The 12229-nt window shown below is 37.4% G+C and carries 12 protein-coding genes; all 12 read right to left on the bottom strand.

Going from position 1 to position 12229, the window contains the following annotated elements:
- Positions 1–68 precede the first annotated feature (68 nt).
- The 12 genes from BAQ48_RS25525 to hslV all read right to left on the bottom strand — a co-directional run bounded on the left by BAQ48_RS25525 (position 69) and on the right by hslV (position 12193).
- The gene (locus BAQ48_RS25525; RefSeq protein WP_071713237.1) at positions 69–1769 is read right to left on the bottom strand and encodes a proline--tRNA ligase; all 1701 of its coding nucleotides are present in this window, start codon (positions 1767–1769) and stop codon (positions 69–71) included.
- Between the two features lie 109 nt (positions 1770–1878).
- Complete coding sequence (gene rseP / locus BAQ48_RS25520; protein ID WP_001090247.1) at positions 1879–3135, bottom strand: RIP metalloprotease RseP; 1257 nt, start codon at positions 3133–3135, stop codon at positions 1879–1881.
- Positions 3136–3151: 16 nt separating this feature from the next.
- Positions 3152–4294: a 1-deoxy-D-xylulose-5-phosphate reductoisomerase gene (dxr, locus tag BAQ48_RS25515; RefSeq protein ID WP_000790362.1), complete on the bottom strand. Its 1143-nt coding sequence runs from the start codon at positions 4292–4294 to the stop codon at positions 3152–3154.
- 23 nt (positions 4295–4317) lie between these two features.
- Positions 4318–5109 carry a phosphatidate cytidylyltransferase gene (gene cdsA / locus BAQ48_RS25510; protein WP_071713236.1) on the bottom strand — a complete coding sequence of 264 codons (792 nt, stop codon included), beginning with the start codon at positions 5107–5109 and terminating at the stop codon, positions 4318–4320.
- Between the two features lie 17 nt (positions 5110–5126).
- The gene (gene uppS, locus BAQ48_RS25505; RefSeq protein WP_000971299.1) at positions 5127–5903 is read right to left on the bottom strand and encodes an isoprenyl transferase; all 777 of its coding nucleotides are present in this window, start codon (positions 5901–5903) and stop codon (positions 5127–5129) included.
- An 85-nt stretch (positions 5904–5988) separates the two neighbouring features.
- Entirely contained in the window at positions 5989–6546 is a 558-nt protein-coding gene (gene frr / locus BAQ48_RS25500) for a ribosome recycling factor (RefSeq protein ID WP_000531503.1), read from the bottom strand.
- A gap of 2 nt (positions 6547–6548) precedes the next feature.
- On the bottom strand, positions 6549–7271 hold the full coding sequence (gene pyrH / locus BAQ48_RS25495; RefSeq protein WP_000042664.1) for a UMP kinase: 723 nt from the start codon (positions 7269–7271) through the stop codon (positions 6549–6551).
- 66 nt (positions 7272–7337) lie between these two features.
- Positions 7338–8225, bottom strand: coding sequence for a translation elongation factor Ts (tsf, locus tag BAQ48_RS25490; protein ID WP_001018582.1), 888 nt, complete (start codon positions 8223–8225; stop codon positions 7338–7340).
- A 103-nt stretch (positions 8226–8328) separates the two neighbouring features.
- A complete protein-coding gene (gene rpsB / locus BAQ48_RS25485) occupies positions 8329–9030 on the bottom strand; it encodes a 30S ribosomal protein S2 (protein WP_000111485.1) in 702 nt (233 codons plus the stop codon).
- Positions 9031–9379: 349 nt separating this feature from the next.
- A complete protein-coding gene (codY, locus tag BAQ48_RS25480; protein ID WP_000421290.1) occupies positions 9380–10159 on the bottom strand; it encodes a GTP-sensing pleiotropic transcriptional regulator CodY in 780 nt (259 codons plus the stop codon).
- 77 nt (positions 10160–10236) lie between these two features.
- A complete protein-coding gene (gene hslU / locus BAQ48_RS25475; RefSeq protein WP_071713235.1) occupies positions 10237–11628 on the bottom strand; it encodes an ATP-dependent protease ATPase subunit HslU in 1392 nt (463 codons plus the stop codon).
- 22 nt (positions 11629–11650) lie between these two features.
- The gene (gene hslV / locus BAQ48_RS25470) at positions 11651–12193 is read right to left on the bottom strand and encodes an ATP-dependent protease proteolytic subunit HslV (RefSeq protein ID WP_000526272.1); all 543 of its coding nucleotides are present in this window, start codon (positions 12191–12193) and stop codon (positions 11651–11653) included.
- Positions 12194–12229: the final 36 nt, after the last annotated feature.

Below are 12229 nucleotides of genomic sequence, written 5' to 3'. Positions count from 1 at the left end.
CTACCTTCTTCTTTTACAAAATACGTTTACAAAGAAAGAGAAGGTACCTCATTACGAGGTACCTCTTCTTATTTTAAAATATTAGCAATATATGTTTGAAGTTCTTCTACTTTCACTTCTTCAGACTCGCCTGTAGCACGTACTTTCACTTCTACAATACCTTCGTCTGCTTTTTTACCAACTGTAACACGAACTGGAAGGCCGAATAAATCTGCATCTGCAAATTTAACACCTGCACGTTCTGCACGGTCATCTAATAATACTTCATAACCTTGCTCTTGTAATGAGCTGTATATACTTTCACCCATTTCACGTTGTGCATCAGATTTCATGTTCACTGGAATTACATGCACATGGAACGGCGCGACAGCTTTAGGCCAAACTAAACCGCTCTCATCATTAAACTGCTCTGCAATTGCTGCCACTGTACGAGATACACCGATACCGTAACAACCCATAATAAGTGGTTGTGTTTTCCCGTTTTCATCTAGGAACGTTGCGTTCATTGCTTCACTATAACGAGTTCCTAATTTGAATACATGACCAACTTCAATTCCGCGTGCGAAAAGAATTGTTCCGTTTCCGTCTGGAGATTGGTCTCCTTCTTGAATGAAGCGTAAATCTGTATATTGACTTACTTTAAAGTCACGTTCTGGATTTACATTTACATAATGGAATCCTTCTTCGTTCGCTCCTGAGCATCCGTTGACAATTGATGCTACAGCATGGTCAGCGATAATTTCGATATCACCTGTTACACCAATCGGTCCTAATGAACCAACTTCACAATTTAATAGTTGTTTTACTTCTTCATGAGAGGCAAGCTCAACAACTGAAGCACCGTATACATTTTTCACTTTTACATCGTTTACTTCATGATCACCACGAACAAGTACCACTACTAATTTCTCATCTACTTTAAATACCATAGACTTAATACACTTGTCAGCTTCAATGTTTAAGAATGCAGATACTTCTTCAATTGCTTTTTGGTCTGGTGTTGCTACTTTTTCAAGTGCTTTTTCTGCTTCGTCACTCTTCGTATACGTAGCTACAACTGGAGCCATTTCGATGTTCGCTGCATAATTAGATGTATCAGAGTATGCAATAGTATCTTCACCGACTTCAGATAATACCATAAATTCATGTGTATCTTTTCCGCCCATTGCTCCAGAATCAGCAATGACTGCACGGAAATTCAAACCACAACGAGCAAAAATATTAGAGTACGCTTTGTATAAACGATCGTATACTTCATCTAAGCTCTCTTGTGTAGCATGGAAAGAGTATGCATCTTTCATTAGAAACTCTCTTCCACGTAATAAACCGAAACGAGGTCTTTGTTCATCACGGAACTTCGTTTGAATTTGATATAATGTTAACGGCAATTTTTTATATGATTTTACTTCATCACGTACAAGATCAGTAATTACTTCCTCGTGTGTAGCTCCTAATGCAAATTCACGAGCATTACGATCTTTCATACGCATTAATTCAGATCCGTAAGAATACCAACGACCTGATTCTTGCCATAGTTCTGCTGCTTGCATAGCCGGCATTAATAACTCTACAGCTCCTGCACGTTCCATTTCTTCTCGAACGATACGTTCTACCTTATGCAGTACTTTTAAACCGAATGGTAGAAAACTATAAATACCAGAAGCATTTTGACGCATAAAACCTGCGCGAAGTAATAATTGATGACTTTTAATTTCAGCATCAGCTGGAACTTCACGTAATGTAGGACTGAATACCATACTTTGTTTCATTTATTCGCACCTCTTCATTTTACTCTTACACGCAGTAAAACCCCTCACCTCGAGTTAGGTGAGGGATTTTATTCTACGAGCTCTATTTCATTATAAGTTTCACTTTATTTTACAAGAAAAACTTACGAATGTCATTCCATGTTACAACTAACATAAGTAACATTAATAATGCAAAGCCAATAAAGTGAACCATTCCTTCTTTTTGACGGTCAATTGGTTTCCCTCGTAATGCTTCAATTAAGAAGAAGAACAAACGTCCACCGTCTAAAGCAGGAACTGGTAGTAAATTAAATAAACCAAGGTTAATGCTTAAAACTGCCGCTAAACTTAATACACGTGTAAATCCATAATCTACAACTTGATCTGTTAGATTATAAATTCCTACTGGACCTGACAACTCATTAATAGAGAATTGACCAGTTACTAATTTCACAAGAGACTCAAAAATTAGTTTCGTCCACTGATAAGTTTGTTCAAAACCTGATTTAATAGAACCCATCACTGTTTTCTCTACAGGAGAGTAAACACCAATTCTACCAACTTCTTCTTTACCTTCTTTATCAAGTGTTGGCGTTACTTTCACATTAAACTGTTCACTATCACGTTTTACTTGTAACGTAATTTCTTTATTCGGGTTTTCACGTACAATGGTAACAACATCTTTCCATGTACTTGTGTTTTTCCCATTAATTGCTTGAATTGTATCGTTTTCTTTTAATCCAGCTTGCTCTGCAGCACTATTCTCCATCACTTTTCCAACCATTGGTTTGTCAACGGGAACCCCTTGTACAAATCCAAGAATCACAAAAATAACAAATGCTAAAATGAAGTTCATTGCAGGACCCGCAAAGATTGTTAAAGCGCGTTGACCTAATTTCTTAGAGCCAAACTGCCTATTGTACGGAGCAATTTGAATTTCTTCCCCAGCAGTAATGATACGAGCCTTTTCATTCACTCGGAATGTTTGAAGCTCCTCCTCGTATTCTTCATAGCCCGAAATTGTTAAATTATGTTCTAACTCAGCTTGTTCCACTTCAATAACGCGAACATTTGGATACTTTTCATATCCATCAAAAACTAATTTTACAACTTCGTCTTTTTCATTTAATACAAGGCCAACCTTTTTCCCAGGCTTTAACTCAACTGTATCTGCATCCTCGCCAGCCATTCTTACATAGCCACCAAGGGGCAGTAATCGAATCGTATACACCGTTTCATTCTTTTCAAATGAGAATATTTTCGGACCAAAACCAATCGCAAACTCACGGCATAAAATACCTGCTCTTTTTGCGAAATATAGATGCCCTAGCTCATGGAAAAATACGAGTGCACCGAAAATTAATATAAAGGCAATCGCTGTATTCAATTCCATACCACCTTTGCTAAATTTGTTCCATCACAAACCGTCTTGTGGCTGCATCAATTTCCAGAATTTCCTCTAAGCTCGGACGTGCAATGACATTGTGATGGTTCATTGCTTTTTCAATGAGGTCTTCCACTGTTAAGAAACCAATTCTCTTTTGTAAAAAAGCTTCAACAGCTACTTCATTCGCTGCATTCATTACAGCTGGCATACTTCCACCTGTTTTTCCAGCTTCATACGCAAAACGTAGGCAACGGAAACGTTCTTGATTCATTTTCTCAAAATGCAATGTTCCCATTTCCCATAAATTTAACTGCTTTGTATCTGAAAGAGGTAATCGATCAGGATATGTAAGTGCGTATTGAATTGGTACTCGCATATCAGGTGAGCCAAGCTGTGCCATTACACTACGATCTTCAAATTCAACCATAGAATGAATAATACTTTCTTTATGTAAAACAACATCGATTTGCTCATACGGGATACCAAAAAGCCAATGTGCTTCAATTACTTCTAGTCCCTTATTCATCATTGTAGCAGAATCAATTGTAATTTTCGAACCCATTGACCAGTTTGGATGTCGAAGCGCATCTTCTACGGTCACATGATGCAATTCATCTCTCGTTTTATCACGGAAACTTCCACCAGAAGCCGTTATAATTAGTCGAGAAATTCTTTTTTCATTTTCACCATTCAAGCATTGAAAAATAGCTGAATGTTCACTGTCTACTGGAAGTAACGAAACATTATGTTTTCGCGCTGCTTCCATTACAAGATGCCCTGCAGTTACTAACGTTTCTTTGTTTGCAATTCCAATTGTTTTTTTTGCCTCAATTGCACGAAGTGTTGGTAACAACCCTACACTACCTACAACAGCATTTACTACTATCTCCGCATCTGGATGTAGTGCTACTTCTAAAAGTCCTTCACTACCATATACAATTTTTGTATTACCAGAGACAGCTTGTAATTTTAAAACATCTTCCTCTCTTTGCACAGAGACAATTTGCGGAGAAAATTCTTGAATGACCTTTACTGCGTAGTCAATATTTTTCCCTACAGAAAAAGCAACGAGACGGAATTGGTCTGGGTGCGAGCGTAATACATCTAAAGTTTGTGTACCAATTGATCCGCTTGCACCTAATAAACTAATGTTTTTCATGACTCCAACCCCTCGTTCATTTATTAATTGTATTGTAATAAGAAGTAGAGAATTGGTAAAACGAATAACCAACTATCTGTTCGATCTAATATACCACCATGTCCTGGTAAAATTGTACCTGAATCTTTTACGCCATAATGACGTTTAAAAGCAGATTGTACTAAATCACCAATTTGTCCAAAAATAGAAATGATAATTGTCAACACAATTAAAATCCCTATATTAGCCTCAACTGGGAAGAACATATTGTAAACAAGTGCCACAACAATTCCACAAACGATGCCACCTAATGAACCTTCAATCGTTTTATTTGGACTAATTTCTGGCCATAATTTTCTTTTCCCTAACGCTTTACCTACGAAATATGCGCCTGAATCAGTAGCCCATATAACAAATAATGCGCAAAACACATATTTAATTCCTAATATTCTCGTTTCATTTAAATATAAGAATCCCATTGCAACATATGTTGTTGCCATTAGTAAAAATGAAGCATTGTCAAAAGTAAATGTATTCTTGGAAAGGACTGTATATGATAAAAGTAATAAAACAATCACAAATGTGATTTCTAATTTACCTAATCCAATCCATGTAAACAGTTCTGATGCACTACTTGGAATTAAAATAATCCATAATAATACTGCAGCTAAAACTGTTGGTACTGAAATAAGCGTAAGCTTATTCATACGAATTAATTCATATAAACCTATAGAAGCAAGTGCATACACTAAAACCGTAAAAGGCACGCCACCGTAAATTACGATGGGAATGAATAGCGCGGCAGCAACCACTCCAGTAATAATTCTCTGTTTCACTACCAAACCCTCTCTTTCTACACGCCTCCGAATCTGCGCCCTCTATGTTGAAAGTCTGTAATCGCATTTAGCAAATGTTCCTCGGTAAAATCTGGCCAATACACATCTGTAAACCAAAATTCCGAATATGCAATTTGCCATAACATGAAATTACTAATACGTAGCTCTCCGCTCGTACGGATTAACAACTCTGGGTCAGGTAAAGAACTCGTCATTAAGTAGGAAGAAAGCATTTCTTCACTTACATCTTCAACACGAACTTTTCCTTCCTCACTATCTTTCATCATATGTTGCACAGCAGAAACGATTTCATCTCGACTTCCATAGTTTAACGCGAAATTAAGAATTAATCCCGTATTCTCTTTCGTATCTTCCATGGCTTTTTCCATCGCTCTGCGTGTATGCGTAGGAAGACGATCTTGTTGCCCTATTACTCGGACTTGTACGTTCTCTTCAATCAATTCTGGTAAAAATGTACCTAAAAATTCTTCCGGAAGCTTCATTAAATAATCAACTTCCTTTTTCGGTCTTTTCCAGTTCTCAGTTGAAAAAGCATAGAGAGTTAATACTTTCACATTAAGTTTACTTGCAAATTTTGTAATTTTCTTTACAACTTGCATACCTTCATGATGTCCCGCAATACGAGGCATTGCTCTCCTCTTCGCCCATCTTCCATTACCATCCATAATGATAGCAATATGTTCTGGGATGTATCCTTTTTTCACTTCTTCAACGAGATGATCAAACGATGTGTCCTTTTTACCTTTAAAAAAAGGAAAGTTTTTAAACATCATTCATACCCTCCAGCAAGCAGACGTATGCCTAAAAGTGTAAAAAGACCCCCTTAAGAAGAGGGTCATATTTGCGAAGGTATCGCTATTACACTTCCATGATTTCTTTTTCTTTGTTTTTTGCGATTTCGTCAACTTTTGCAATATATTTATCTGTTTCTTTTTGGATATCTTCAGTATATCCTCTTAAATCATCTTCTGTAATCTCGCCAGCTTTTTCAAGCTTCTTAAGATCATCGTTACCGTCACGACGTACGTTACGAACAGCAACTTTTGCTTCTTCAGCATATTTTTTGACAACTTTTACAAGATCACGACGACGCTCTTCTGTTAATGCAGGGAATGCAATACGAATTACAGTTCCATCATTAGAAGGGTTTAAGCCTAAATCTGCTTTTAAAATTGCTTTTTCGATATCACCGATAGAAGTTTTATCATAAGGTTGAATTACTAGTAAACGTGCTTCTGGAACTGTAATGTTCGCTAATTGCACAACAGGTGTTGGTGCACCATAGTAATCAACTTGTACTTTATCTAATACAGACGCGCTTGCACGGCCAGCACGAACTGTTGCTAATTCACGAGAATAAGCAGCAACTGCTTTTTCCATTTTTTCATTTGAAGACTTCAATACTTGTTGTCCCATATTTATTTCCCCCTTACAACTGTTCCGATATTTTCGCCTAAAACGGCACGTTTAATATTACCTTTTTCCATAACCGAGAATACAATTAATGGAATATCATTATCCATACATAAAGAAGAAGCCGTAGAATCCATTACTCCTAAACCTTCTTTTAACACATCTAGGTAAGTAAGTGTTTCGTACTTCGTAGCTGTCGGATCAATAGATGGATCTGCACTATATACGCCATCCACATTATTTTTCGCCATTAAGATAACATCAGCTTCGATTTCAGCTGCGCGTAATGCTGCCGTTGTATCTGTAGAGAAGTAAGGATTACCTGTACCTGCTGCAAAGATTACAACACGTTTCTTCTCTAAGTGACGAACTGCTTTACGACGAATGTAAGGTTCTGCCACTTGACGCATTTCAATTGAAGTTTGTACGCGAGTTTGGATTCCGATATTCTCCAAGCTATCTTGAAGTGCTAACGAATTCATAACTGTAGCTAACATGCCCATGTAATCTGCTCCTGCACGATCCATGCCCATTTCACTTCCAATTTTTCCACGCCAAATGTTCCCGCCACCAACAACAACAGCAACCTCTACATCAAGTTCTGCAATTTCTTTCACTTGTTCCGCAACTGATTTAATAACAGCTGGGTTAATTCCAAATCCTTGTTCGCCAGCTAAAGCTTCTCCGCTTAGCTTTAAAACGACACGATTATATTTCGGTTTACTCATAATGAACCTCCAATTGCTTACATCTTTATTTTAAAAAAGGGAACACAAAGTGTTCCCTAATCTGTATTAGTTGCTACCTTTTACTTGGTTCATTACTTCTTCAGCAAAGTTGTCTTCGCGTTTTTCGATACCTTCACCAACAGCGTAGCGAACGAATCCTTTTAATGTTCCGCCTTTAGACTCAACGAACTGACGAACTTTCATATCAGGGTTTTTAACGAATGCTTGGTCAAGTAAGCAAATCTCTTCGAAGAATTTGCCTAGACGGCCTTCAACCATTTTTGCAACGATTTTTTCAGGCTTGCCTTCGTTTAATGCTTGTTGTGTTAATACTTGACGCTCATGCTCAACTTCTTCAGCTGTTACAGCATCGCGGTCGATGTATTTAGGGTTAACTGCAGCGATGTGCATTGCAACATCTTTAGCAGCTGCTTCATCAGTAGAACCTTCAAGAACTGTTAGAACACCAATGCGTCCACCCATATGTAGGTAAGCACCGAATGCATCTGCATCAGTTTTTGTTACGATTTCGAAACGACGAAGTGTAAGTTTTTCACCAATTTTAGCGATTGCTTCATTGATGTGCTCTTCAACTTTTTTACCATTTTCCATTGTTTGAGCCATAGCTTCTTCAACGTTAGCTGGTTTGTTAGTTAATAGGTGAGCAGCTAATTCTTTAATTAATGTTTGGAAACCTTCGTTTTTCGCAACGAAATCAGTTTCTGAGTTTAATTCTAAGATTAAACCGTCGTTACCGTTTGTTTCGATGAAAGTTAAACCTTCAGCAGCAATGCGGTCTGCTTTTTTAGCAGCTTTCGCAATACCTTTTTCACGTAAGAAGTCAATTGCCTTCTCCATGTCGCCATTAGTTTCTGTTAAAGCTTTTTTGCAGTCCATCATACCTGCGCCAGTTTTTTCACGTAATTCTTTTACCATTTGTGCAGTGATTGCCATACTTTTCATCCTCCTAAAATATGTATTTATACCTTTTATAAAGGTGTTTATACCTTAAAAAAGGTGATAAAAGGCCGAACCCCTTATCACCTTTCCAAATTTGTTACGCAGTAACAGTTTCTTCACCTTGTTTTGCTTCAAGGATCGCGTCTGCCATTTTAGATGTAAGAAGTTTTACAGCACGAATTGCATCATCGTTTGCTGGGATAACGTGATCGATTTCGTCTGGATCACAGTTTGTATCAACGATACCGATGATTGGAATGTGTAATTTGCGTGCTTCAGCAACTGCAATACGCTCTTTACGAGGGTCTACTACGAATAATGCACTTGGAAGACCTTTCATATCTTTAATACCGCCTAAGAATTTCTCAAGACGCTCTAACTCTTTTTTAAGTTGAACAACTTCTTTCTTAGGTAGTACTTCGAAAGTACCATCTTCTTGCATTCTTTCGATGTCTTTAAGACGCTTGATACGCTTTTGGATTGTTTGGAAGTTTGTTAAAGTTCCACCTAACCAACGTTGGTTAACGAAGTACATACCAGCACGAGTTGCTTCTTCTTTAATAGCTTCTTGTGCTTGTTTTTTAGTACCTACGAATAAGATGTCTCCACCTTCAGCAGCGATGTCACGCATCGTTCTGTAAGCTTCCTCAACTTTTTTCACAGTTTTTTGTAAGTCGATGATGTAGATACCGTTACGCTCTGTGAAAATGTAACGCTTCATTTTTGGGTTCCAACGACGAGTTTGATGTCCGAAATGAACACCAGCTTCAAGCAATTGCTTCATAGAAATTACTGACATAATATAGTTCCTCCTAAATGGTTTTTGATATCCTCCGTTTACTTCATCTCTAAGCGAAACTACAAACGTAGCACCAACACTTAAATCAGTAAACGTGTGTACTTTGTACTGACACCACTGCTTACTATATCATACTGAAATATTACAATCAAGTCGAAAATGCGAACAATGTAAAACTTTCTTTATTCACACTCGAATTCTAGTATTACCAACCTGCATTTCTTTTAAGCAAAAAAATGAAATTCAATTCATAGCTTTTCCAAAGAACACGATTATGACGTTTTTTAAATACACCATCAATCTTTTATACACAAAAACTCTCCTCAAAAAATGAGGAGAGTTTTATAAATTAGTTTGTTTTTAATTTAGCAAGTTCCTGTAGAAACTTGTCGTTTAGCACTTTAATGTATGTTCCTTTCATACCTAAAGAACGAGACTCAATAACACCAGCACTTTCTAATTTACGTAGTGCATTTACGATTACAGAACGAGTAATTCCTACGCGATCAGCAATTTTACTTGCAACAAGTAAACCTTCTGTTCCATTTAATTCTTCGAAGATATGCTCGATTGCTTCTAACTCACTGTAAGATAATGAGCTAATCGCCATTTGAACAACAGCTTTACTACGTGCTTCCTCTTCGATTTCTTCTGCTTTTTCACGTAAGATTTCCATACCTACTACAGTTGAACTGTATTCAGCAAGGATTAAATCATCGTCTAAGAACTCTTGACCAAGACGAGCTAACACTAATGTACCTAGACGCTCACCGCCACCAACGATCGGTACGATTGTAGTTAAACCTTGACCGAATAATTCTCTATTTTCTACTGGGAATGCTGTGTAAGCACTGTTTACATCTAAGTTTGAAGATGTTTCTGTAATGTTGAATAAGCTTTGCGTATATTCTTCTGGGAATTGACGCTCAGCAAGCATTTGTTTCATACGCTCATTCTCGATTTGTTGGTGAATCGCATAACCTAGTAATTTACCACGACGACTTACTACGAATACGTTCGCTTCAATTACTTCACACATTGTGTCAGACATTTCTCTAAAGTTTACAGGCTTCCCTGCTGCGCTCTGTAATAACGCATTTAATTTTCTCGTTTTTGCTAATAATTCCATTTCAAAAGTTCCTCCTACATATTACTCACATATTTTTTCATCACTTGGAAACTAGGGCGAGTCACCTGATGACACTATTACAAAATAAACTGGCTCACATCTTTATTTTTAGCAATTGTTGCTAATTTCTCCTCAACGTATTGAGGTGTTATCGTTATTTTCTCTAACGTAATTTCAGATGCTTCAAACGATAAATCTTCAAGGAGCTTCTCCATAATCGTATGAAGTCTTCTTGCTCCAATATTATCTGTATCCTGATTAACTTGATAAGCAATCTCAGCAATCTTACGAATAGCTTCGTCTGAAAATTCAATTTCTATACCTTCAGTCGCTAATAATGCCATATATTGTTTAATTAGCGCATTGTCAGGCTCGATTAATATTTTCACAAAATCATCTGTCGATAATTTCGTTAATTCTACTCGAATCGGAAATCTCCCTTGCAATTCCGGAATTAAATCCGACGGTTTAGACATATGAAACGCTCCAGCTGCAACGAATAAAATATAATCCGTTTTTACTGATCCGTATTTTGTCGCAACATTCGATCCTTCTACAATTGGTAAAATGTCACGTTGCACGCCTTCACGTGATACATCTACGCTATTCGACTGCTTACCAGCAATTTTGTCAATTTCATCGATAAAAATAATCCCGAGCTGTTCAGCACGATAAACAGCCTCTTGTGTAACTTCATCCATATCAATTAAGCGCTGTGCCTCTTCATTTGTCAAGAGTTTTCTTGCTTCTTTTACAGAAAGTTTACGTTTTTTCGTTTTTTTCGGCATAAAACTTCCTAATGCATCTTGGAAATTCATTCCCATTTGTTCCATACCAGTTCCTTGCAACATATCGAACATGGAAGACTGTTGTTCAGTCACTTCAATCGATACGATTTCATCTTCAAGAAGTCCTGCAGCAAGCTTTCTTTCCACATCTTGACGTTTCTTTTCAATTTCAACATCTTCTTGCACATCAGATGTTTGATTCGAATTTTGAGCCCCACCAAAAAGCATTTCTAATGGGTTTTTAAATCCAGATTGCTTCTCTGGACTTGGCACTAAAATTTCAACAAGACGTTGGTTCGCTTGCTCTTCTGCTTTGTCCTGTACTTTAATTACCATTTCTTCTTTCACGATACGAACTGACGTTTCCACAAGGTCACGTACCATCGACTCTACATCTCTACCTACATATCCAACTTCTGTAAATTTCGTAGCTTCAACCTTAATAAAAGGTGCTCCAACGAGTTTCGCCATTCGTCGTGCTACCTCTGTTTTACCAACACCTGTCGGTCCAATCATTAAAATATTTTTAGGCGCAATTTCATCACGTAAATCTTCAGCTAATTTACTTCGGCGGTATCGATTTCTTAAAGCTACAGCAACCGCTTTCTTCGCATCTTTTTGACCGATAATGTATTGATCTAATTTTTCCACAATTTGACGCGGAGTAAAATGTAAATGCATATAAAATGCCTCCCTTACGATTCTACAATTCTTCCACAATTATATTGTGGTTTGTATAAACACAAATATCGCCAGCAATCTCTAAACTCGCTTTCGCAATTTGCTTCGCTGTTAAGTGTTCACTTGCATATTGCTTTAAAGCACGACCTGCTGAAAGCGCATAATTCCCACCAGATCCAATTGCTAAAATACCATCATCTGGTTCAATCACTTCTCCTGTACCTGAAACAAGGAGCATAGTTGTTTTATCCATGACAATGAGCATCGCTTCTAGTTGACGTAACATTTTATCGCCACGCCATTGTTTTGCCATTTCAACAGCGGCACGCTGTAAGTTGCCATTATACTCTTCTAATTTCCCTTCAAACATTTCGAAAAGAGTGAACGCGTCAGCAACTGAACCTGCAAAACCAGCTAAAACTTTACCTTGAAAAAGCTTGCGAACTTTACGAGCTGTATGTTTCATTACAACAGCATTTCCCATTGTTACCTGGCCATCTCCAGCCATTGCACATTCTCCATTATGATGAACTGCAAATATCGTTGTAGCGTGGAAATTTCCCATAGAAAAAACTCCTTTATATGTTTTTATAGCTTTAAA

The sequence above is a fragment of the Bacillus luti genome (genome assembly GCF_001884105.1).
GTDB lineage: Bacteria > Bacillota > Bacilli > Bacillales > Bacillaceae_G > Bacillus_A > Bacillus_A luti.
This window is presented reverse-complemented; position numbering and strand designations above follow the sequence as displayed.

Excerpts from the sequence above, each read along its gene's own strand:
- BAQ48_RS25525 (WP_071713237.1), bottom strand. The coding sequence starts at position 1,769 with ATGAAACAAAGTATGGTATTCAGTCCTACATTACGTGAAGTTCCAGCT.
- dxr (WP_000790362.1), bottom strand. The coding sequence starts at position 4,294 with ATGAAAAACATTAGTTTATTAGGTGCAAGCGGATCAATTGGTACACAA.
- uppS (WP_000971299.1), bottom strand. The coding sequence starts at position 5,903 with ATGATGTTTAAAAACTTTCCTTTTTTTAAAGGTAAAAAGGACACATCG.
- frr (WP_000531503.1), bottom strand. The coding sequence starts at position 6,546 with ATGGGACAACAAGTATTGAAGTCTTCAAATGAAAAAATGGAAAAAGCA.
- pyrH (WP_000042664.1), bottom strand. The coding sequence starts at position 7,271 with ATGAGTAAACCGAAATATAATCGTGTCGTTTTAAAGCTAAGCGGAGAA.
- tsf (WP_001018582.1), bottom strand. The coding sequence starts at position 8,225 with ATGGCAATCACTGCACAAATGGTAAAAGAATTACGTGAAAAAACTGGC.
- rpsB (WP_000111485.1), bottom strand. The coding sequence starts at position 9,030 with ATGTCAGTAATTTCTATGAAGCAATTGCTTGAAGCTGGTGTTCATTTC.
- codY (WP_000421290.1), bottom strand. The coding sequence starts at position 10,159 with ATGGAATTATTAGCAAAAACGAGAAAATTAAATGCGTTATTACAGAGC.
- hslU (WP_071713235.1), bottom strand. The coding sequence starts at position 11,628 with ATGCATTTACATTTTACTCCGCGTCAAATTGTGGAAAAATTAGATCAA.
- hslV (WP_000526272.1), bottom strand. The coding sequence starts at position 12,193 with ATGGGAAATTTCCACGCTACAACGATATTTGCAGTTCATCATAATGGA.